The 23,570-nt window shown below is 43.4% G+C and carries 21 protein-coding genes; 14 read left to right on the plus strand and 7 right to left on the minus strand.

Features of this window, described 5'->3' with window-relative positions; all coding sequences use genetic code 11:
• Positions 1–10: 10 nt before the first annotated feature.
• Positions 11–3,394 carry a SusC/RagA family TonB-linked outer membrane protein gene (locus LX66_RS09160; protein WP_145712202.1) on the minus strand — a complete coding sequence of 1,128 codons (3,384 nt, stop codon included), beginning with the start codon at positions 3,392–3,394 and terminating at the stop codon, positions 11–13.
• Between the two features lie 564 nt (positions 3,395–3,958).
• Here LX66_RS09160 and LX66_RS09165 point away from each other — a divergent pair.
• From LX66_RS09165 to LX66_RS09215, 11 genes are all read left to right on the plus strand, one after another.
• Positions 3,959–4,510, plus strand: coding sequence for an RNA polymerase sigma factor (locus LX66_RS09165; RefSeq protein ID WP_158642587.1), 552 nt, complete (start codon positions 3,959–3,961; stop codon positions 4,508–4,510).
• A 36-nt stretch (positions 4,511–4,546) separates the two neighbouring features.
• Complete coding sequence (locus tag LX66_RS09170; protein WP_145712206.1) at positions 4,547–5,713, plus strand: FecR family protein; 1,167 nt, start codon at positions 4,547–4,549, stop codon at positions 5,711–5,713.
• Between the two features lie 933 nt (positions 5,714–6,646).
• Positions 6,647–6,958, plus strand: a complete 312-nt coding sequence (locus LX66_RS09175) for a DUF4974 domain-containing protein (protein WP_145712207.1) — start codon at positions 6,647–6,649, stop codon at positions 6,956–6,958.
• A gap of 108 nt (positions 6,959–7,066) precedes the next feature.
• Positions 7,067–7,591 carry a sigma-70 family RNA polymerase sigma factor gene (locus LX66_RS09180; RefSeq protein ID WP_145712209.1) on the plus strand — a complete coding sequence of 175 codons (525 nt, stop codon included), beginning with the start codon at positions 7,067–7,069 and terminating at the stop codon, positions 7,589–7,591.
• Positions 7,588–8,709 (plus strand): FecR family protein, encoded by a 1,122-nt coding sequence (locus LX66_RS09185; RefSeq protein ID WP_145712212.1) that lies wholly within the window; start codon positions 7,588–7,590, stop codon positions 8,707–8,709. Before LX66_RS09180 ends, LX66_RS09185 begins: the two co-directional genes overlap by 4 nt.
• A gap of 209 nt (positions 8,710–8,918) precedes the next feature.
• Complete coding sequence (locus LX66_RS09190) at positions 8,919–9,284, plus strand: hypothetical protein (RefSeq protein ID WP_145712214.1); 366 nt, start codon at positions 8,919–8,921, stop codon at positions 9,282–9,284.
• A gap of 16 nt (positions 9,285–9,300) precedes the next feature.
• On the plus strand, positions 9,301–9,720 hold the full coding sequence (locus LX66_RS09195; protein ID WP_145712216.1) for a hypothetical protein: 420 nt from the start codon (positions 9,301–9,303) through the stop codon (positions 9,718–9,720).
• 325 nt (positions 9,721–10,045) lie between these two features.
• On the plus strand, positions 10,046–10,519 hold the full coding sequence (locus tag LX66_RS09200; RefSeq protein ID WP_145712218.1) for a hypothetical protein: 474 nt from the start codon (positions 10,046–10,048) through the stop codon (positions 10,517–10,519).
• A 26-nt stretch (positions 10,520–10,545) separates the two neighbouring features.
• Positions 10,546–10,950: a hypothetical protein gene (locus tag LX66_RS09205; protein ID WP_145712220.1), complete on the plus strand. Its 405-nt coding sequence runs from the start codon at positions 10,546–10,548 to the stop codon at positions 10,948–10,950.
• Between the two features lie 491 nt (positions 10,951–11,441).
• The gene (locus LX66_RS09210) at positions 11,442–12,407 is read left to right on the plus strand and encodes a winged helix-turn-helix domain-containing protein (protein WP_145712222.1); all 966 of its coding nucleotides are present in this window, start codon (positions 11,442–11,444) and stop codon (positions 12,405–12,407) included.
• Positions 12,408–12,423: 16 nt separating this feature from the next.
• The gene (locus tag LX66_RS09215) at positions 12,424–13,080 is read left to right on the plus strand and encodes a helix-turn-helix domain-containing protein (RefSeq protein WP_145712224.1); all 657 of its coding nucleotides are present in this window, start codon (positions 12,424–12,426) and stop codon (positions 13,078–13,080) included.
• Between the two features lie 71 nt (positions 13,081–13,151).
• Here LX66_RS09215 and LX66_RS09220 read toward each other — a convergent pair whose 3' ends face one another.
• Both LX66_RS09220 and LX66_RS09225 read right to left on the minus strand, forming a co-directional pair.
• The gene (locus LX66_RS09220; RefSeq protein ID WP_145712226.1) at positions 13,152–14,792 is read right to left on the minus strand and encodes an ATP-binding response regulator; all 1,641 of its coding nucleotides are present in this window, start codon (positions 14,790–14,792) and stop codon (positions 13,152–13,154) included.
• A 70-nt stretch (positions 14,793–14,862) separates the two neighbouring features.
• Entirely contained in the window at positions 14,863–15,789 is a 927-nt protein-coding gene (locus tag LX66_RS09225) for a terpene synthase family protein (protein ID WP_145712228.1), read from the minus strand.
• Positions 15,790–16,615: 826 nt separating this feature from the next.
• On the opposite strand from LX66_RS09225, the gene LX66_RS09230 reads away from it, so the two are divergent.
• From LX66_RS09230 to LX66_RS09240, 3 genes are all read left to right on the plus strand, one after another.
• The gene (locus LX66_RS09230; RefSeq protein WP_145712230.1) at positions 16,616–17,689 is read left to right on the plus strand and encodes a hypothetical protein; all 1,074 of its coding nucleotides are present in this window, start codon (positions 16,616–16,618) and stop codon (positions 17,687–17,689) included.
• A gap of 317 nt (positions 17,690–18,006) precedes the next feature.
• Positions 18,007–18,417 carry a hypothetical protein gene (locus LX66_RS09235; RefSeq protein ID WP_145712232.1) on the plus strand — a complete coding sequence of 137 codons (411 nt, stop codon included), beginning with the start codon at positions 18,007–18,009 and terminating at the stop codon, positions 18,415–18,417.
• A 43-nt stretch (positions 18,418–18,460) separates the two neighbouring features.
• A complete protein-coding gene (locus LX66_RS09240; RefSeq protein WP_145712234.1) occupies positions 18,461–18,943 on the plus strand; it encodes a hypothetical protein in 483 nt (160 codons plus the stop codon).
• 422 nt (positions 18,944–19,365) lie between these two features.
• On the opposite strand, the gene LX66_RS09245 is transcribed toward LX66_RS09240, so the two are convergent.
• The 4 genes from LX66_RS09245 to mobC form a co-directional block, all read right to left on the minus strand.
• Positions 19,366–20,208, minus strand: coding sequence for a hypothetical protein (locus tag LX66_RS09245; RefSeq protein WP_145712236.1), 843 nt, complete (start codon positions 20,206–20,208; stop codon positions 19,366–19,368).
• A gap of 103 nt (positions 20,209–20,311) precedes the next feature.
• Positions 20,312–21,205 (minus strand): zeta toxin family protein, encoded by an 894-nt coding sequence (locus LX66_RS09250; RefSeq protein ID WP_145712237.1) that lies wholly within the window; start codon positions 21,203–21,205, stop codon positions 20,312–20,314.
• Between the two features lie 12 nt (positions 21,206–21,217).
• A complete protein-coding gene (locus tag LX66_RS09255; RefSeq protein WP_145712239.1) occupies positions 21,218–21,505 on the minus strand; it encodes a hypothetical protein in 288 nt (95 codons plus the stop codon).
• A gap of 55 nt (positions 21,506–21,560) precedes the next feature.
• A complete protein-coding gene (gene mobC / locus LX66_RS09260) occupies positions 21,561–23,558 on the minus strand; it encodes a conjugal transfer protein MobC (protein WP_244620352.1) in 1,998 nt (665 codons plus the stop codon).
• Positions 23,559–23,570 lie beyond the last annotated feature (12 nt).

The following is a 23,570-nucleotide window of genomic DNA, read 5'->3' on the forward strand; positions in this document are numbered from 1 at the left end:
AAAGAATGGCTTATAAAGTTACTTGAACACCCATCGTGATCACCCTTAAAGGAGGAAGAGAAGACGTGCTTCGGGTTTCCGGATCTAATCCTTTGTAATTCGTTAATGTCAATAGATTTTGTCCTTGAACATATAGTCTAGCCCGTTGCAAGTGGATAGAATTAAGCCATTTTTCTGGTATTTGCCAGGATAATGATGCATTTTTAAGCCTAATAAAGGAGGCATCAGACCAACCGGCACTACTTTCATAGATATAATTAAAATTTTGAACCAAGCTAAAATCTGAATGATATCGTAAACTAAGGGCATTATCTCCAGGTTTTTGCCATCTATCCAATACAGTGATAGGTTGATTTCCATTGCCTCCCATGAATAATCCTGGTAATACTCCGTATTCATAGTTTTGTGCATTCTGTTTTACAAATTGGAATAACACATCAAATTGAAAACCTTTGTATGTAAAACTATTTTGGAAACCTCCATAATATTTCGGTAACGTATTCACTAAAACGGTTCTGTCATCCGGGTCTTGAGGATAAAATGTTGGCATTTTGTCATTATCCTCAAATTGGAATAGACCGGATTCTGGGTCAACACCGATAAAGCTATATAATTTTTTGGATGTAATCGGTTCGCCTACTATGTACGTGTTTCTATACGCCGCTGAATTTTCTAAGTTGGGAAATTCGACTAGTTGGTTGTCCTGAAAAGTTAGGTTGAAATTACTGGTCCAGATAAAGTCACTTGATTTAATATTCGTTGTGCTTAAGGAGAATTCCCAACCCGAATTTTGTATTGTAGCTGGTAAATTCTTCGTAATGACATTAAATCCTGTAACAATTGGTAAGGAGTAAACAAGTAACTGATTTGATGAACGGTTATGATAGTAGTTCGAATTTAGAAGAACTCTGTCTCTAAATATTCCAATATCCAATCCAATTTGCAGTTTTTTGGTTTCTTCCCATTGCAAGTAGGGGTTCGTTAGACCATTAACTGTAAGGGCAGAGATACCTTGATAGGGAATACCTGTATTAATCGGGATATAACGGTTCATGAATTGATAATCGCCTATTTGATCGCTTCCTGTAGTGCCGTAACTTCCTCGCAACTTCCCAAAACTTATTAAGCTTAACTTATTTTTGAAGAACGTTTCTTCAGAGAATATCCAAGCGGCTCCAATGGCGCCAAAGTTGTGAAACTGATTTTCTGGACCAAACCTTGAACTTCCATCTCTCCTTCCAGTTAGATTTATAATATATTTGTTCTGTAAGTTATAGTTGATCCGACTAAACAGCGCATTGTATTTGTATACGGCAAACGGTGTAGATATAACTTGGACATCTGAAGCAGCTTTTATGTCCTCTAGTACAATGTCGCTGTTAAAACCGGACGCTGATAGCTCAAGTCCACTGCTGTTATTTTGTTGAATGGTAGCTCCTATCAAAATTTCCAATTGTCCTTTCGCAAGGGGGCGCTTATAATGGATCTGTGGCTCGGCAACCCATGAACTAATTTTGTTGTCCTGATATCCTGCAGCCCTTAATTCGAAAGGGCGATTTTCTGGTTTATGTTGGGTTAGTGGGAATGTCTTTGTTTCCTTTGTTTGCAAATTAGTGTAACCAAAACTACTTTTGATTTCCAACCCAGGTACAATTTGATAGCTTAGTAATATATTACTGATTAGATTATGGGTTTTGTTTTTATATCTATTCAATGTATAACGAAGAGGATTGTAGAACGTACTCGTACCTGTTGCATCGGGCATCCAATTTAAACTGCCATCTGAATTGTATAAAGCAGGCGCAACGGGAGAAAGTGTTATTGCTTGAAACGTTAAATCTTCATTTGGAAGTTGATTATTATCTATTAGATAGCTTCCGGACAATTGTAAGCGAAATTTCTCGTTATTTGAAGTATTACTAATATTAAAATGAAGGGAACCCTTTTTGTCGTCAAAGTTTCCAGGAAATACTGTTGTTTCTTGGTGATATCCCGTTCCAACTAAAAATTGTAGATTATTATTACCTCCGGAGACACTAGCTTGAACATCGGTATATTGTGAAGTTCCGCCGATTAATTCATTTTGCCAATTTGTGTTTCTAGTAGTATCCCAAAGGCCGTTTAAATCATAATCTGTTGCTGAAGGAGCTGTGATGCCATCATTTCTGAGTGCTTCATGTCTCATTTCTAAATATTGCTGAGTATTCATTACATCTAACTTACGGTTGACACGGCCAAATCCATTCTGGATATTTACATTTACGTTGGTGCGTCCTGCTTTTCCTTTCTTTGTTGTTATTAAAATGGCTCCATTGGCAGCTCTTGAGCCATAGATGGCGGTTGCATCTGCATCCTTTAATATCTCAATGCTTTCAATATCGGCTGGGTTGATAAAACTGAGCGGATTGCCATTTGTTCCAGAAAATTGACCTGATTGAGTAGTCCCCAGCATCGTACCTAAATTGGGTAATAGTTGGGATGAATATGGCACTCCGTCGATAACATAAAACGGATCATTCCCATTACGGATACTGTTTTGGCCTTGGATCTGAATTGTTATTCCTCCTCCTGATAACCCGCTGGACTGTTGTATCATGAGTCCGGGCACCCTACCTTGTAATGCAAGTAGTGGGTTGCTGACTGGTTGTCTCTCTATTTCTTCTGCCTTTACGCTGCTTATATTCCCAGTATTTAAACGCCTGGTTGTTGTGCCGTAAGCAATCACTACTGTTTCATCAAGACTCTGCATATCCAGAGGGAGGAGAACTTTAATTGATTTTCCGGATATAGGAATTTCTCTGGTTTCGTATCCTACACTTCTAACCTGTAGTAGCTGACCATTGCGTACACCAGGTAAAGTGAAATCTCCATCACCATCTGTTGATGCACCTAACTGGGTTCCTTTAACTATTACAGTTGCTCCGGGAATTGGGTTTCCAGCTGCATCGGTTACTTTGCCGCGAAGGGCAAAGACTGTCGATGAAGTATCACTTCGAACTGGGGAAGGGGAGGAGTTTTTTTTTGCGGTTTCGTCTTTGAGAATAAGAATGTTCTCGTCCTTAAATTCGAAGTAAAGGTCGGGTCTATTTTTTAATAGCGTTTTCATTACATCCTCCAGAGGAGTTTTGTTAAACCGCACATCTACTTTTTCTAAAATGTTTATTTCAGTTGAAGTCGTGCTGAATGAGACATTCATTCCCGTTTGTTTTCGGATTACTCGGAATACGTCATTCAGTGTAATTCGTGTAGCCGACAGCGTCAGCAGTTTCCTTCCTTGTCTCTCGGCTGTTGTAGCCTGCGCTTGTCCCATAGCGCATAGGGATGCCAGAAGCATTGCAAGTAGAAGCTTTTGCCGAATGGCGCTTCGAACTCTTGTGTGTAGCTTTTGCCTCATTGTAGTTTTAGTTTTAGAGTTGATTAATTAGTAGGGTTAACATTTCATATTGCATTCTCATATTTGCATATAGCAAACTGTTTTTGATTATAGGTCGAATCTCAAAATGATATGTCCTAGTTTAACCTAATATTTTTTTCAAAATAACACAAGTGGTACACCTATCTCAGCGGTTAAAATACTATTAACACCAGATTCACAATTGCATTAACATGTGATTAGCATTCTGAACGAAATGTTATCAGTAAATTTAGGAAGGTCAAATACTTTGTATGGAAGATGTGAACGTTTTGTCGATCACAAAATACTGAGAAATGATAATGTCAATAGTATTTTTGGGGGAAATGACTGATACTCTTGTTACAAATGTATAGGCGATCAAAACTGGGCGATTTCCTTCATAAAACGTTTTACTATTAGAAAATGTTTAAATTTTACGGTTAATGTTTTAATTTTCGCAACCGTTTTTCTAAGTTTGTCATGTTTGGTTAACCTACTATTTCTTCTCCCTCAGAGCATTAAAGAGGTGATTGTTTATGTGATTTTCATTTAGAATTTATGGAGATGTCCAACGAACTGGATTATTTTGAAGACTTAAAACTGGGTAAGGAAGAGGCCTTAACAGCTTTATATACTGCCAATCGCAAATGGTTGATGTTGGCAGCGGAGTCCATTTTGGGGCCGGGAAGCACGATGGAAAGTCAAGATTTAGTTCAGGATGTTTTTATCGAATTCTTAGAAAAAAAGCAATTCAAAAACATTCACGATCCAAAAGCGATAAGAGGTTATCTCCACAAAGCGATTTACTATCGCTGTATGGATCGCCTCAGAAAAAAGAAAGTAGTTTCAGGCCACTTGGAGGACTTCAAGAAGTGTATTGACAAAATTCAGTTACCAACCCAACGTTTAGAGAATAAAGATCTGGAATTAAGGTTAAGCTCTGCGATAAAGCTTATTCCAGACCAATCGGCAAAGGTTCTTACACTTTCACACTTTCATTATCTAAAGCGCAATGAAATTGCGGCGAAATTAAATGTAAGCCCAAGTACTGTTAAAAATCACCTGACAAACGCCCACAAACTTCTCCGTACCTTGCTTAAAAAAGATCTGCTCTAAAATAGGACAGATTTAGCTGAATTTCGACTTTACACTATGCAAAATGATCAATATATCCATGAATTGATAACCAGAAAGCTGACTGGGCATATCGAACCGGAGGAAGAGCAGGAGCTGGAGCAGATGATGAGAGAGGACGAGGGGGTGAGGGCCTTGTATGAAGAGCTGCGGAGCCGGTATTCGGATGATATTGATGATAATTTCAATAGATTGGAGAAGGAGGTGGCCTGGGCGGATTTGAGTGAGCTAAAAGTAATTTCCCAAAAAAGGCGGTTCAAGCGAGTTGCACGGTGGAGCTCTATCGCCGCTGCAGCAGTTGTGGTAATGATGGTGGGGATTTTCGTTTATAATAATAGCGGTAAGCCTGGTACGGGAACGGAATCCTTTGGAGGTAAGGGAATTTCCCTGACAACCGCATCAGGCGCTACAGTGAACCTTTCCACACAAGGAGGCGATATCAAAACGGATGAGGTTTTATTACAGAACAACAACAATAGATTGAGCTATACACCAGGTTCGGTCACTTCAACCGGAGAGGAACGGCAGTTCAGCGTCAACACACTCCATGTTCCCAAAGGGATGACCTATCAGGTGAGATTGGCGGACGGCAGTGAAATTCAACTGAATTCCGCTACGACTCTTCAGTTTCCATTTGCATTTGGAGAAAACCGTGAAGTCACTATAAAAGGCGAGGCGTATTTGAAGATTGCTCAGAATGCAGAAAGACCTTTTATTGTGCACCTGAGGGGAGAATCCCAGGACCAGGCAGACGAGGTAACCATTCAGGTACTGGGCACCGAATTCAATATCAATTCCTATGATGCCGAACGGCTTCAGGTTGCTTTGGTAAACGGTGCCGTGCAATTGAAGGTGGCCGAAAAGCTAGTGGCATTGAAACCCGGAATGCGGGCCGTTTATTCGACACATGAAGGCATCAGCACGCATAAATTTGATGTAGAGGAAGTTACCGGCTGGATAAAGGGAAAGTACTATTTCCAAGATGCCACGCTTGAGCAGATCGCAAAAGTACTGCCTATAAGGGCGGGAGTAGAAACCATAATTGACAATAAAACCATCGGTACAAAACGGTTCACCGGCGTATTTAACCGCAACAAACCGCTAAACTCGTTTCTTGAAAATCTGAAACTAACCATGCAGATTGACTACTATTTTACCGCTGATAGCACCCTCCATTTTAAATAACGTCAAAATAGTACCTCTTTTTGAAATTTCCTTCTTTCCACTAGGACAATTTTCCCATTATTTCGACCTAAGTAAGAGTTCAGAATATCACTCGGTCAGTGATAGTTTTTTAGATTTTGGTCACGGACATCGATAAGATCGTTTTCACCAATAGAAAGTCTTTTACTAGACTTTAGCATTATAAACGGCGGACTTCTTTTGGTCTGCTGGTTTGATTAGCGGCCAAATTCGGCAGCAGTTGTGGGTAAATTAGCTGGTGCCGGATACGCAAGGGAGGGATTAGCTCCTCTTTTGCATGGCTAAAAATTTAAGAACAATTAAAAACGGGGAGAGCCATTCCTGGCTCAACCTCAATTTTGTTAAAGATACTGCAGCGTGAGCAGATTCTCTTTTGCGGTATAGGTTCCGGAGAGTGAGAAAGATAATGAGAAGTCAGGAATTATCGATTTATGAGGTAGATGATCTCGTTTTAGCACCCTGATGGTGTGCGGAATGAGCTAATATAAAGTTCAGAATTGATATCACCGGTCATTGCTATATGATAGCTTTGATCGAAGCACACTCGGGTTTTGATATTGGCTATTACAATAGTGTACCGGTGGGGGCCGTAGGTTGGACGGCCCCATTCTTTAAAATCTGGCGTTGAAAATGCGAAGATTGAATTGGCCTTACATCCATTTATTATTATAAAATGTGAGTTTTAAGATGCATATCCCTTTTCTAAGCCGGCTAAGAAAGACCCCTCCGGCATTTGACCATGAGAATTTTATTCGCCTGCTACATTATTACAAAGAAGGAAGGACGACCCGGGAGGAAGATCGATACATTCGGGCTGAGCTCCAGCGAAATAGCGATGCCTGTATGCTTATGGAGGATTTTCGGGACACATATGGAATAGATCCAATCTTGGGGAGAAAAAGGAACCGGCTTGCAATGGCTTCTATTGCCGTGATCGCTATCCTGTGCGCTGCCGGTTTGCTTTTTGCGGTAGGTAAAAACTATCGCATTGTACCCATTGAACAGCAGAACTACCATTTCCGGTATAAGACCCTCCAGGAACTGAGCGGAATTATTGCCAGGGAGTACCGTGTGAAAGTTATTTTCGATACACCTGAATCCGCCAGTTACCACTATACCGGTATGTTGGATATGAACCGCCCTCTGAGCGCCTTTCTTGAGGATGTACGGAACGTGAGCCAGGTGGAATATTATTATGACGTGGAAGGTAACCTGCACTTTCGGTAGGTTGGGCTTGAGATAACACAAACGTGTTATTTTGGTAATCTGAAGTTCATAAAGTAGCTATAAGCTCTAACTTTAAGAAACTGATTACCAAACCAACCAAGCACTTTCATGACATCGGAGAACTTCAATGAAGATTTAGCAAGTCGGCAGGAAATTTTCAAAATAATCTACGATAGGTACTATGGCAGTATATTTTGGCAGGCACATCGCCTTCTGGATGATCGGGAAAAAGCAAGAGACGTTGCCCATGACGTTTTTATGAACCTATGGTTCAAAGGAGGGAGCCTGGAAATCGAGAACGTTCTATGGTACCTTACAAGAGCCTGTAAGAATACCTGTCTGAATATCATTAACCGGAAGAAAACCGAGCGTACCGTCGTGGACCGGGTCCAGGCAAGTGAGCCGGTCCGCGAAGATCCTCATTTCTCAGAAGATTTTCAGATCAGAGAATATATAAATGAGGCCCTGATGGATCTACCGGAGCGCTGGCGCCTGGCCTTCCATTTAGTCTTCACCCATAATAAAAGTTATGCGGAAAGCGCGGCGGAGATGAACATCAGCAGAAACACATTTAAATCGATCATGAAAAGCACCCTGCAGCGAATAAGGGAAAAGCTTATCCACCTAAAATGAACTATAGAGAAGATTATTTTTTCGACCTTGTAAAGAAGCAACTGGCGGGCGCAAGCAATGGGCAGGAGGATGCGTACATACAGGAGATGATTCAGCAATATCCGGAGGCAAGGGAGATTTACGAAGATCTACAGGCGATGCACGGTGATCGGAACTTTCTATTATCCGATGAAGAAAAAGAACAGTCTTATCAAACGCTGTTGAAAGGTATTGGTGAGAAGGAGAAAAAGAGAAGAAGGGGGTATGCAATGGCTGCGGTCGTTTTCTCCTTAGTAGTCGTAGTTTCGGCCATGCTCTTTCTCAATAAAGATGAAAAAGTGGCACGGGTTGATCCAGCAGAAGGTGCTGTGGTTCTACAATTGGCAAATGGAGAGCGTGTTGCCTTGCCACACGGAATGTCGGATCGGATCGATATTTGGGCGGCAACGTTAGAGGAAGACAGCCTGTCGTTAAACTTTAGGGCAGCGTCTGGATCACAGGCAAACAATACTTTATTTGTTCCTGCAGGAGAGACTTATAAAGTGGTGCTAGAAGACAGCACGGTGGTACACCTTAATTCCATGACCAAGATTACCTTCCCATTTCTCTTCAGCGAGAAACGTGAAATAGCCATTGAAGGAGAAGCATTCATTGAGGTCAGGCGAAATGAAGGCCGTCCATTTATTGTCCGCACTTCGGGTGGCTCGATCCAGGTTTTAGGGACGAGTTTCAATGTCAATACCTATGATTCGGGGGCTGTCAGGGTGGCGCTTATACAGGGTGCCGTTCGACTAACCTCCGTCCAGGAGGAAAAGGTCATCAAGCCGGGTGAGCTGGCGGTGCTTCAATCCGATCAAGGGATATCCGTATGGCCTTTCGATGCCGCCGATGTCCTATCCTGGAGAAATGGTATATATTCGTTCGATGAACAGCCCTTGGAGAAGATTATTTCTGTCATGGAACGGTGGTTTGCAGTTAAAGTAGAATGTGATCCAAATCTAAGGGAAAAGCGTTACACGGGCGTGTTGGATAGGCATCATGGCCCTGAGTTCTTCCTGAACAATTTAAAGAGCGTTGAAGGAAATATTGAATATGATATAAAAGGAGATACCATTAGGATCGGTATCCATCGGAGGTAAGAAGCCTTATGCCGGAATAATATTTTTATCGTACCCCACCCCATTTTCCGATTCATTTGTCTTATACATGCATTCCCTCAAAATGAAATTGCAGGTTTTATTGCGAGAAGACGTCTGGCTATATATTCCATGGTCATCGTTTATCCCGCACTGATCTGCCAGCCACTAAAGCGATCATCTTTTTGATTTCTGTTTCAAAAAAACAGCTTATGAACCATGAGAATCTGCTTTTCTCCCAGGAGTCGGGGAATGAGCATGCAATTAACGTCAGCTTGACAGAACTATTTCCTCCGCAGCCCTTACCAGGTACTATACAACAGGACATCCATTACCGCATGAGTAATATGGGAGGCTATTTTCGTGCAAAAATATGTGAGGAAGGTGAGATCAGTTTGGCTAGGTATTTCAGGATGGTATACCCTGGCGTTCCTAAGGTGCCAGTACAACTTTCGGAAGGGGGGCAGGACATGCATTTCGTTATTGGATGCAAGCAGATACTCATCATGTTCAGCGATTACCTGAATCGCCAATATGGTGCCTATTTACCGGCGGATTTCAGGAATCATTTAAGGTAGTGCAAATTGTGGTTCGATGGTTGGAGGCATCAGTAAGCTTAGCGCCGAAAATTCGGTTGATCTTTTATGGGAATGTGCATGCGTCGTTATTTACAGCGAGGTGGCAGATGCCTGGACCGGTTGTGAGCGTTCAAACTTCATTTTTCTTTTCAAGCAGATTGCTGAGGTGCTCAATCTGTCTGCCCATCCGTCGATTAATAAAGATCCCCTTAAATTGAAGAAGCTCCTCATCGCAAAGCAGAACCTGGTAGCAAGTTATGACCGGGATGATGCCCTTGGAAAAATGAGACTTTACAGCCAGATCATAAAACAAGCAGTTGAAAGAGACGAAGCGGAGTGCGAGCTACAAAGGTGCATGAAGGCGCTTTGCAGTTATATCAGCGGCATTTTCCAGTTTGTTGAAGGTCTTGAAATTACTTGTCGCAATGAAAATTAAATGCTGAATCGATGGACACGCTTACGAGAGAGCAGATTTTGAGAGTGAGGGATTTTACGGAAAGTATACCTGCCAAGCTATCGACGATATCTTCTGGTTGTACATTCGTGCTTAAAGACTACATGAAACAAATAGAGGGCTAACAGAGGCTATTGGCCGCGAGGAAGTCGATAGGTGCTGCGGGAATATTTTTCCTTTATAGAATTCGGTAAATACGTGCCCGACTGGGGGACTTTTCATTGCGCGGAGTTCATCTTCACTACCAGGCAATTAAGGAGAATGATTCTGTCATTCTATGATCTAAAGAAAACAATGTTTGACTTATATGTACGGTAAAAATGCGGCGGAGATTTTCGGTCAGGTTTCCTCGCTGGTCAATGGACTGTCCAGGGAAGCCGTTGAGGACTTTTTTTGCTATTACGCAGAATCAATCCTACTGGCGGATTCTGACATGAATTTAGGAGTACTGAAGAGCAGCAATGTACTATATGATTTTAAAATGATTGCCCGACTGATCAATATAATTGCGGAAATCAATGGTAAAGCGTATGACGCGGTGAAGGAGCGAGTGGAAGTTGTGCGGGAGATAACAGAGCACTATGGTACATGGCAGGGACTGAATGATCATTTGAAAATATATTTTGATATACTTAAGGAGATAGGTGATGCCAACAATGGTGAATATTCAAGATTTGGGAAAATGGCCTTTTCTTTTTTTGAGTATAACTTTTACCGGCTGGTAAGATTAATTTTTGAAGAGGACATCTTTGGCCCGGCGAGTCACAAATCCCAAAACTAAGTTCGACTGATAAATGTTCCGAAGTAATGAGGAAGAATCTGGTTCTGGAGCAGGTTAAGGCCTTATTTAGCGGGAGATCGAAGGAGTCTATTGAAGATTTCTTCTGTGATCATGGCCAGGCCATTTTAATGCGGCTTGAACAACTTGATATAGAGGAACTCCAAGCGCATGATGTGCTCTATGATTTTAAAATGATCAGCAGGTTAATTTGCTGTTTAGCTGATATTGATCTGGTTGAAGGAGCTGACAGGAAGAGGGAGCTAGAGATCGTAGAGGAATTCAGGAACTCCTATGGGACGTGGAGGTACCCGGAACGACGTTTGCAGCTCTACTATAGCGCGTTGATGAAAATTACAGATTCTGAGGAGGGGTATGGCCATTCAGAGTTCAGTTTAATAGCTTTCTCTTTTTTACTTTTCACTTTTCAATGATGCTCCAGTCCATTTTTGAGGACGGGGATATCATTCCTCACTAAAACGGAGTGGTTATTCCATATATAGGTGATCATTATTTAGATTGTGTTATATATAATTAGTTGATATACAGTATTGAAGATAGCGTTTTGGAAAGACGAGTGCAGGAGATGGAAAAAATATTAGTTTTTACCCCACCCCAAATTGCATTTCATTTGTCTTGTATCTAGGGAACCTAATGATCGGGTCATTCTGCACGTAAAAGTTGTGCAGCTATCCAGATATTAATGTAAAGGATTGTCATTTTTTCCCTTGAATAAACCCCAGGGGGACATGGACAATGGTTTAAAAGTAATTCACCGAGGCAGCAATCAGGGTGTTTCTCAAATTGTGATTTAAATGGGAAGTTTGGGTCAGCTGGATGTATTGCCCGACCATTGTTCTATGCAGGGCCGTTCGGCGGCTCTGCAATTTTCTTTGATCGAAAGGTGTGGTAATGAGCATGACGTATGGATACAAGTTTACATAAGATGTTTCTGCACAGGAAATCGCATAATTTAAGAATTGCTCCCATAAAAATTGGCGCCTATGACATTCAGGCGGATGGATTACTATTTTTTCAAGGGAAGCCGCTTGGGCATTTTACCCGGATTGAACTGGCGATATTCAACGCGTTGTATTCCCGCAAAGGGAAGATCATTACGGCAAATCAAATTTTAAATCAATTGGAAAAAGTTGACAATCGAAGAAACCGTGAAGGGTTGCGAGGGTGGGTGTGCAGAATCCGCCGCACTTTGAAACACATACCGGTATTGCGGCTCGATACTATTTCCGGGTATGGCTATCAGCTTATACAGTTGGACGAAGCAAATAATTGGAGGTATGGAGGAGCAATACAATACAAAGGACTTTGTCTAGATCCTCCGTTATTGAAGAAGCGTGATGGAACAATCGTTTATTTATCACCTACCTATGCTACAATCCTGTCCATATTTTTTTCGAGGCCGGAAGAACATTTAAATTGGGATACTATCAGGCCAATGCTGAATGCAAATGGTTGCTATATGGAAAGCAATACCTTCAAGGTTACTTTGAGTAATATCAGACACCTGCTGCTAACTACAGGCATAGAAATCTATTTTGAAAGGAAATCTGGATATGTCTTAAGGACGCGGAGATCGGAAGAAGGCAGGCAAGGTAATGGCCGGCGTCGTATAAGATCTTCGGAGTTACTTGTAATGTGTAGGGATATTGAGCAAATATTTCGAAAAGCCCTGGTCGAATCAGATAGTGGAACAGTTCGATATAGTGCAATTAAGGATCAGTATTATACAAAGGTAAATGGGAAGAAATCAAGTGATTTTAATACCGCCTTTTTATATGTCAGAAGAAAGTACCGGGCCTATTATGTCAAATCCCACAGTGGGGTAGCGATTGTCGTTAATAAAGATATTCCCACGGAGACTTATTACTGAATTGAAAAAAATCAGGATGGACTCTGAAATAGAAATTGGAAAGTTCAAACTGCATGTTAGCGATAAAGTTTTAACTAGCCCGGACCAGTTGGAAATCCAATTGACTGACAGGGAGTTTGTTGTGCTTCGCCATTTAATTGCGCATAAGAATTGGATCGTACGGAAAAGGGAAGTTGTACTATTGATCTGGGGCGATGAGTGCGCGCTTTACTATCGGACGGCGGAAGTAATTATCTTTCGGTTGAAGAAAATAATTTCAACCGATAAAAGGTTGAGGTTAGAGTCGGTAAGTGATAAAGAGGAATGGTGGTTGTTGCTGGAGGATGATGGCTATAAAGTCCCGGTAATCGATATTTTCGCCGAATATCCTTTTTACACGATTGTAGATGAAAAATGTACTACCCATTTTCTCGAACGGGGGGACACTGTTTTTATGAAGAAAATATCTTCCGACGATTTACTATCGCTAGATACCGGCATTTACATGAGACTCGATGTGAAAGAGGAAAAGTTCTTCTTCCATGGGATTCGTTATGAAGGGATGTTGTATATGTCCGATAAGCCGGGAGAAACAGTTGACAAACTGGAATTTCAGTTGCACACTTTGTTTTACATTGGTGTTGTTTATAAGAAGCGTCCCCCAGCGATTCCATTACATTGCACCAAAATTTAACCCCGATTTATAGATGCTGAGTATGAAGGCGACGGTGGTGCGTCCGTTTTGACATGGTATATACAATGCCGCTATTGCACATATTGCCGTATGACCTTGAATAATTCCTGCTGCTGCACTGGTTTGATCAAAACTGCCTCAGCTCCGGCACGACGCAGCGATTTCTCATGCTCCATGCTTCCGGTACAGATGATAACTGGAATATTCTTTAACTGCTGCGATTTTTTAAGGCGCAGTAAGGTTTCCTCTCCGTCCATTTCGGGCATCTGGTGGTCTAATAGGATGATGTCAGGTGGAGTTTCATGAGCCAATATGTCCAGAACCTCCCGGCCATTGGAGGCACTGTTTACGATACAGCCGCTCATTTCCAGGTATTTGGAGAATAGCATATTGTTCATCTCATTGTCATCGGCGATCAATACACGGATATTGCCAAGATCAATCTGGAGGTCATCTATTTGGGGCGGAATATCCTGCGGATCACCTTCTTTTAATGGCAGGTTTATGGTAAAAGTGGTTTCGGCGTTCGGGTTACTCTTAACCTGTACCGTACCTCCAAGTACGCGGACCATTTTGGCAACTATGTACAGGCCCAGTCCAGTACCTTCGGTGATAGCAGGTTTATTTGTGACAAAGCTATCGAAGATAGCTTCCTGCTTGTCGGCTGGAATGCCTGCCCCGGAATTAGTAACTGAAATAGTCCAGTTCTGAGGAATGGAGCGATTTACATCCACCATTACCGTACTATGTTTATAAGCATATTTTATTGCATTGTTCAGCAGGTTGATCAAGATTTGCTGGAGTTTAAAAGAGTCAGTAACGATAACCCGTGGCAATTGTGGATCGCGGGCCAACAACATTCGAATTCCCCGTGTTTGTGCAGTTACTTGTTGGGAACGAATTAGGTTATCGAGGAAATCGGTAAGAATAAGGGTTACTTCCTGCAGCGTTTGCATTTTTCCTGCCTCAATGGCACCTATATCCAATACATTGTTTGTAATCTGACTGGCGTTCCCGACGGCAGTAAAGAGCAGCTCGTTATAAGCTTCTATTTCCTTTTTGTTAGGACCACGCGCCAAAGATCTTTTCGTAAGCTTAGCAATGTAATAAATCGAATTAAGGTGGGTACGGAGATCGTGTGTGACCTGATAGATGAAAAGATCTTTGAAATAGTTGGCTTGCTTCACCCTTTTGTTAGTCCAGCGGGTGTGGTAGAGGTCCATGATAGCGATGCTCAGCGCTGCGCCCACGCAAATAATAATCCAACGCAGATACATGGTCACATCAGCTGGAATAGCCACCGGTTGGAACCATTCCTTGTAATAGGCAAGTTCCAGGAAGAACAGCATGGCGATATCAAATCCCACAACGGACCATTTGGCAAGGGGATGTTGAAGGACGTACCAAGCAAGCCCGACCAGGAAGGCAAGCAGGATATGTATCTGTGCCACTGGTCCGATGATGATACCCCAGAAGATGAGCGCCGCACATAGCACGATGTATGATATGGTAAAAGAGGGATACAAACCGATCCACTTGGTAAGGAAAGGTACGGACAGGAAATAGAGGCTGATCGCAAGCTCGACATAGAATACCGATTTCATCTGCATCAGGTAGGCGGCTAACATTCCTCCTGATAATGAAAACAGGGCAATATGGAGGCATAACTTGAGGTAAACTTCCTTGGGAAGCCGGGTATCATTTCTTGGCATCTTCTCAATTTGAGGGTCAGCTAAAAGATAGTACTTTTAGCTGACCCGGGGAATAATCATTCGTTAAAATTTAGTACCTCAGGGATTGATGTAGGTACCATTCAAGCTGTCCCTGTAATAAGATCAGGACATTTCTCAAATAGTTGCGTACTAAGTTATTGTAACTCCCAAATTCAGGTATTGCCTCCTCATAGGAGAGCAGTTCATCAAAATCAGACCGTCGGATTTCGAATACTTCCTGTATAGCTTGATCCATGGAGATTTTTCTTTCGGAGGCCAGGATCAGCACCAGGTTCATTGCTTCCTTTTCCTGTAGTTCCTTTTTATAAGAGAAGAGGTCGTTGTCATATATCATTAGCCTGCCAGCCAATTGGCGCAATCGCTGTATGTACGGGTGAAGTAATAACTCTAGGGGTAGGATGCCATCTACAAGCTCCAGCAGGTCGCATACCATATTCCCCCCGATCAGTCTCTCCCGGATGAAAAGGTACTGCTCGGAGGATGGGTAGCTGATGTCCTGCTTGTAGCTGAATTCATCCAGCATGAGACCTTCGAAATAATGCCGGTGGCTCGCGGTGAAGCGCTCCATCCATTCCGGCGTGCTGATAGGGGTCAGCTCGTCACGGATATCTGCCAGTTCCCGGAAAAAGACATTGTCTCCCTTCAGAGGACGAGAACCCTGAAGTATAGAGAGACATTTCTTACAGACAAGATCCAGCTCATCTTTCGGGAATGGGCCATACAGATCATCGTAGACGAAAGCCCATAACATCCACCGGGCAATCGGCAGCAGGATATTGCAGGCGGTGTCCGGAAAAATCTGCGCTGTAAGGATGCCATAATTGGCATTTTTAACCTTTTGCTTTACCTGTTCGGAAAGACAATGGTACCCTTTGATCCAGGCATTGGTGCTGGTGTCCAGGATTTTAACATGCGGGTTGATACGGTTCTCTCTCGGATAGTAAGGAGAAAACTTCGTCAGCAGCGTTTGGTTCATAATGCATAAGTTTAAATGAGTAAAAAGAAGGTTGAATGCTCCGCCGGAAGCGGGATAGCTAAAATTTACAAAAAGAGGTTGGGAGCGGAGATTTTCATTTTGATTGTATTTATATAAAAAATGAAGGCTATATTACTTGTTGATTTCAAGTGTTTTAACATGAGATTAACATAAGGTGCCAGTAGGTGAGGCTAACTTGCTTCAGGAGATTGATCAGCATGTCACAGACGTCAAACACCCCGGATTCGCCAGCTCCATTACCTTCGGGATTCGGAATGGAGGCTCCATGTGAGAGGAGCGATTTCATTTGGATAAAGGAGTGGCAAGGGCTCCGCCATAACCAGGAGACCATACCTGCCTGTATCATCTGTTATGCTCAGGCAGGCATCAGTTCTATGGTGGACCTTTTGGATTATTTTGAGCAGCTGCAGTACGTACTGAATACGGACGAAGAGGTTTGGGTCAGTGTAACTATCTCTGTCCAATGTATCCATCTTCACGGAGTCAACAGGCTGGTGCTGGCCGAGTTCACGATCAAGCCAGGGGGTAAGGTAATGCTGGGCAGGGCCAATGAGCCCGGAGACGATTGGTATTATCAATTTAAGCTGCTCACGGAAAGGAAAGTTTGTCCACCTGAAGAAGCTGACTAAAATGCTTGACCAACTCCCCGCCGGGTCCCGCAGTGTCATCTATATTTTTTCGGTTAACATCCAATTAACCGACACCACTGCTGCAAACACTAATTTTGGGGATTATCCCACTTCCTCAACGGATCAAACACGCTTTATGCTTTTAACAGTACAACACGTTGTAAACTATTTGCATTATGTTCATCCTTCTATTTCGCTCGCTCCGGCAGCACAGGAGCAGGATAGGATTGACCTTGTGCGGCTTTCTCCTCAGTATTGCTACCGTATGGCTGTTGTATGTTGCATCCGATAAGATCAATCACCGGCCCAATGGCTTTATCCGCCTGGTGCCGCCGCACATGGCTACGCCAGAAAAGATCCTGAATATTAAGTATAATTCCTTCTACATAGCCGGCGCCACGCCTACCCACATTTACCTCGGTAATTCCGTGGCGCCCACCTATGTATTCAAAACGGATTATTCTCTGTCAGACACTTCGCATATCCGCCTGGACATGAAACAGGTCAAAGATATCATTGCTCCCGCCATGGTGGTGATCGACTCGCCGGATGTGTACATGACAGTAGGTATCCAGGGACAGCTACTACACGCCTCGATGCCGGACCTGTCGCTACAACGCCTGCCGGAAGCGCGGCGGCAGTTCTACAACGCCAGCCCGATATCCCCGGCCTCTTTCGTAATGCGCATGTACGATAGTGCCAGCCAGCAGAACATACTGGCCAAGCGCACCCTGCATACGGGGTGGCTCCAGCCCCGAACACCGGTGCTGGAGAAGCAGATAGACGGTGTTTTTTGCACGGACGGGGTACTGCATTATGATCCCGGCACAGCTAGGCTGGTGTATGTATACTACTACCGCAATCAGTTCCTGTGCCTGGATACCAACCTGAGTATACAATACAAGGGAAGGACCATTGATACCGTAAGCCATGCCCATATCAAGGTGGCCTCGGTGGCTTCCGAAGACAAGCAAACGCTTAGCTCCCCCGGAGGGGTGGTGAACCGCCTGAGCTGTATGGATGGCAAGTGGGTATACGTCAATTCAAAGCTCATGGCCAATAATGAAAGGAAGTCGGAGTTCGATAAAGTGTCGGCCATTGATGTGTATTCTCTGGAAGACGGCAGCTACCATTTCAGTTTTTATCTTCCTCATTTAGGAGATAAAAAGCTCACCGCTTTTCGGGTGTTCAATAAAACGCTCGTAGCCCTGTATGACCATTACATATACACGTTCAGGTTAAATTTCTAGATCCAAATTATATGAAATAGAGAGAACTGCGCAGATAGGGTAACAGCGATTAGCTCATAAAAAGCATCTAGCGTATTAATAAAATTGTTATTATATAAATATTTGGTTTATTTTCAAAAAAGGCAAGCTAGACTACGTGGCGAAGTGACCGACATATTAACTTATGACAACATTCCAATTGGTTGACAGCCAGCTTTGGAAATTTTCTTTCAACGATTTCCCGTAACCATTTTAAGTCTTGTAATTAAAGGCTTTCAAATTATTAGTGTTTTTTGAATTGCTCTATCTTACAAATACTTTACCTAAAATAACTAGCCGTGGAAACACATACAGATGAACAGTTATTGCCACTTCCTGAGGGGTTTGGCCAAATTTTACCGGTGAGCAATGAGGATATTGATTTTGCAGCGCAGCGGTTTCAAGAGTATCGAGTAATGGCCGGCCTACGTGCCTGCATTCTGCGGTTTGATGACCACAAAATTCCGATAAATTCTAAGCAGATCGATTTTCCGGATGAATTAATTGTATTGGTGAATACGCACAAAGAAACTCCCTTCCTTGTAGAATTGAGATTGATCGGTTACAAAAAGGATGGAAGCGAATCGAGTAGGTTAGAAATCCTGCAGATAGCTCCATTATCAAAGATAAGCATTGGAACAACCTGGGATTCAAAAGGTGGATGGCATTTCAGTTTTAACTTCATTTCAGAAAGGGGGATTTACGGATAGTCAACTTTGTTTTTTGTCGAATGATGTATGATAGGACATACTCATGGCATTTAACTTTACCGGAATTTCTATACCTTCACCTGAAACTTATACTTTGAAATCTAATACTACCAAAAAGCTACATGTCATTGTAGAATGCGGCTGGCCAGAAGAGGATTATGATGGAGTTCTTCCCGAACTTATCCTGGAGGATGCCTTGATAGAGGCCAAAGATGGGGTTCGCGTATACCTAGATCCTGAAAAATTTCACGAAAACCATAAGGGGATTGTACCGCTGAGTCTTCAAACGGACATTCAGATTCCCGTTGCTACCCTCCAGTTTACGCCGGAAGGAAATACGATCTGGGTCCACACACCAGATGGGGCCACTGCATTATGCATCCAATGCAGTGGGAAGATTAAAGTTGATAAGTGCTTGAACAGTCCATTCTCTCACTGTGATATTCAAGTACAGGGAAATATCGACTTTTGTGTATCCGGCGATGCCAAAAATGCTTTAAAACAAGAATTAAAAAAGAAGTGTTAGCCTTCATGAAACAGTTAACTATCAGTTGATTAACAATTCAATTGATGAGAAAGAAGGCTCCAATCAGACTTGCAGAGGACCGTTTCTCCAGCGAGTTACCATTTCTGAACCAGGTAGAATGCGATGAAGCTACCCCGGGTATTGGATTATAGTTTAAGCGACGCTGGCATACCAGAGATATTTTGTGGGGAGTAAAACCTATTTAAAGTGTACCTGGAAAGAACCTGCATCAGATCAGCGATTTATGGCTGTTGGGAATTTTCAGGAATTATATCCCTCACAGAATTTGATCAGCCGATTTAGGAATCCGGATTATGGGTAGTCCTAACCATATTGTAGACATTATCCTGCAGCCCGAATAAAAGCTCATTTTCTATTTCAGAGGCTTTACAGTTGACGAACCGGCGACAATCCATGTCTGCTCATAGTTTCAATCTTTTGCTCCTGCTTAATATTTTCCGGATTAGCGGACTATCCTCCGGAATAAAGGCCTTGATTGTTTTAAGTCCTGAATGGAATGCGCTGGCTGTCCGGGCGAAGCCATCTATGACCGAGTCAGGAATATCAGGCCCTCCATATCTTTTTGTACCAATAAGAATGGGGGTATACCCAGGATAAAGGGGCGTAATATTTTCCTTTACTGCAGGATTTTTCAGGTAATTGTCGAGATCAACATCCTGTTTGCGTAATAAGCTGATGGGCACTTCCCGTAGGACATAGTTCCTCGATGAAACAGCCGCATAGTTCAGGGTATCACCAACATGGGGGTCAGCTTCCCAGCCTTTGGAGTGGCGGTCAAGGATTTCCCTGGCGATCTTTTCGCCGGGCACAGTTTTTTGTTCCGGCTCTACCTTTAACCGTTGCTGAAATTGTATGGCCTCGGACATCAAGCTGCAATTTTCAGGGACATAGGCCTGAATGGCCTCTTTTCCGGTGATCAGCGCATAGGCTATACGATAAAACCCGTCAATTACGGCGTCTTCGTGCTGTTGACCATTGACGTTTTTAGTGCCAATAAGGATCGGGGCAAGGTGGCCTGGTTTCGGGGCAGAAATGGGCAAGACTTCATCTTCCCGGCGCCGCAGGGGATTACGGAACCAAGCATCCAGCTCCGGATCTTTTTCCCGTAAGAGCCAGATGGGTACTTCCCTGACCACATACCGCTTATCGTATATGCCGTCTATCTCTCCTCTGATTCGCTCATGGTCCAACGAGTACTTTTTTAGAATCTCGCTACCATTGACAATTTGATGTTGTTTTTTCATATTCATCTATTTCGGAGATTATTTCCCAGCTATTTTGGTAGAATGATCGCCCAAAAGAGGAAAGCCTTTTAGCCTTGCCACTACCCTAAGTTGGCTCTGCTGATCAAACATGTATACGTACCCTTCTCTTTGACGTTTCCGCAATTCCGACATTCCTTTTAAAGGCATCTATCTCCATTTGCGGGGCATTACGTTCCCCCATGAGGTGAAGCACCCTGTCGCATTTTTCATGAAAATATTGGGTCAGATTTTGAGACCATGGCCGGTTCACCTCATTCATATACACCCCAAAAGGATCGGTCGTATTACGTGCAACAAGGGTAAGACCGTTTGTCAGTTGTGGTCCGTCCAGCACGATACTTCTTGCGTAGATATTAAGATCATCATAAATACCGGCCTCATGCACTTTTTTAATAGCTGGCGGAAGTCCCATAAAGCGCAGATCATGAAAGTCCATGGGTACATTCCTGGCCACGCCATTTAGGCGTTTCATTTCCTCATAGCGCAAATGGATTCCCAGGCGACTGAGTTTAGCGTCTACTGCGAGGATTTTAATTTCAACTTCAAATCCGGATCGTTTGGTAGCCCGGATAGTACGGTTAAGTTCATCGCCAAAGTTGAACGTTGATTCATGAATGTAGTTCAGGTTATTCCTGCGGCAGTGCCGTACCAGGTCCAGGTTCCACTGGCGGGCGCAGTCATTTGTTAACTCGGTAAAATACTTCTCATGGCGCTGCAGTATTTCCCCTGCGACGGGATGGAAACTACGGAGGTGATCCGGATTGCAGATGACGGCATTCTGAAGTAGTTCCGTTGAGGCCAGGCATTGTAGAGATGTTTTGCCGGCGCCCGGCTGAGCACCGATCATTACCGCTCGGGGTTTAGCTACCGGCTCTTTCCCGAATGTGAACTTTCGGATTATGTGTTGAAAAAGCTGGTTATGTCGCTCCGTACTGAGGGCATAAGCCCTTTTTAATTTTTCAAGCTCCTCATTCATTGCACCATCTGTTTAATCTTCACGGTTTTTCAGTAACACGCTGTACTTTTCATGGATCTCCTTTAGGGTTTCAGGGGATTGGAATAGGTGCTGGTAAGCCAGGAGCGAATTCACCTCTTCGGATAGTTCTCGCAGGCTGAGGAGTTTTTGCTGGTCAGGTTCCGTTTTTTCGGTCTCAGCAATTTCCTGGTGTGTGATATAGCCAAGTACCTCGTACAGCGTTTCCGTTGCCATGCTCAGTAGGAGCGGATAGTCCAAAGGCTCTATCTGCCTGTTTTTTTCATTTTCTGTATTGCTCATATGGTTTCGTTTTTTAAGGGTTTGTACCCTTTCATTTCATTTTAATAAAAGGTCATTATTTCCGTATGACGAGATGGGCCTTGGAAGGATCATTTAGCATAGCCTCGATTTCCGACTGTACAATGTCCTGAATGTCCTGTTTGATATGTTCAAAATTGCGCTGTACCATCTGCCGGTCCACCTGTCGTATTACCGGAATTTCAGCATAGTTTTTTTCCTCCGCATTAATGGCTTCCCAGTCATTGACGATCTCACAGTGGAAAGCTTTGAGGTCGATCTTTTGCTGCGGGGTATCGGATACCATACCGACGAATTCGCCACTGGATAGCGAAGCGATCTTAGAGGCCGGTACGGCATATTCCAGTTGCTTGTTCTTACTGATGGAAGTGTCTCCGGAATTAATACTCATGCTCTGCCGGTCCTGCATAATCTTGCCGATCCGCTCCGAAAGATGTTTGGCACTTTCGCCGGCAACCTGTCCGGAAACCACATTTCCGATGGTATTCATGATGACATCCGCTTGTTCCTTTCCATAGTCCCGGCGTAGCTGTGATTCATCCTGGATACCCAGCACAACTGATATGAAATTCGACCTTCCGCAACTGATGGTGGGTATGATGTCCACTGTTAAGGTGGGGAACTCGTCAAATATGAGGGCGCAGGGAAGTTTACCCTTTTGATTTACAATTTTGAGCAGGCGGTTCACATAGAGGGACAGGACGGCGCCATAGGTCAAAATCTTCTGGGGATTATTCCCAAAGCAGATAATTTTAGGAGCTTCCGGATTGTTGATATCCAAACTGAAATCATTTCCACTCAGGATATAATATAGAGCAGGGGAGGACAATCTGGCCAGTGCGATTTTGGCACTGGCAATTTGACCTTCCAACTGTTCCATTACGTCCGCTAGATAGGCATTTATGAAGGGATTCACCAAGGTGCCCACTTCACGTCCGGCTTCAGAGCGGAGCAAGGTGAAGAGGCTGTTGTAATCCAGTTGCATAAGTTCAATCACATGCGGGAGGGTGCAGAAACGTCCGTTGCGGTATTGCCGCAGAAACCAGATGATGGCCGTCACAAAATTTATAGCTGATTCGACAAAGAAGTCACCCTGTTTATTTTTTTTCCATTCCGTATTTAAACCCAGTAAGATAGTACGGGCTGACTCTGAGGCATCCGTTAGGTCCGTCATACCCAAGGGATCGAAGACATTACCCCGGTGACTGCGGGAAAGGTCATCGAAATTTATAAATATGCATTCCGCCTTTTTCTTGTAGCGGTGCCTATTTTTAAGAAAGTGGTTATAAGCAATCCTGGAAAGGTCCGGGAACTTGAAATCATAGATCAGCATCGTAAAAGGTTGGGGTTTGGCAAGTAGTTGGCTAATGATATGGCGGATAACAAAGGCCGTTTTGCCGGAACCTTGGCTTCCCTGTACGAGGATGGCCCGGAAAATGGCCACGTAGTTAATCCAGGAGGAACGGATTTTTCCCTTCAGGTTGTAACGGGCCGGAAGGTTGATGGAATATTCATTTGCCAGGTACCGCTCTTCCTGTGGGAAGGTTTCATTATCCCTGTTGAAAATATCGCCCTCCAGTTTATCCTTAATGATGCGGGTCAATAACGTTCCTCCAGAAAGGATGAGGAGAAATCCTATCGTAACCATTGACATGTAGGCCATTGCAAGGTGAACCGGTGACCAGGAAAGATAAAGAATGGGGAAGGTAACAAAATAGATAAGTATACCGGTGATCAGGTAAGCTACAGCGGTCCGGCTGTTGATCTTTTCGTTTTTCCGTCCCTTGGCACCAAGCAGGGAAATCAGGAGGAATCCCAGTGCCCAACATTTGCTCAGGTGAAAATTCCGCAGCAGTCCCGTTGCGGCGATATTGCCCAGCAGTTGATCCGTAAACGAGGAATAGATCCCCCACGTATAAAAGGCCCCATAGCAATAGTAGTAAAAGTGTATACAAAGAATAGTTATGGCGATGAGCCTGGTCATGTCCAGAATCTTCCGCAATGCCTGATCATTCTCGCCTGTCTGCATGCCCATATCACTGAATAT

The organism is Chitinophaga japonensis, from assembly GCF_007830125.1.
In the GTDB taxonomy this organism is placed as follows: Bacteria; Bacteroidota; Bacteroidia; order Chitinophagales; family Chitinophagaceae; genus Chitinophaga; species Chitinophaga japonensis.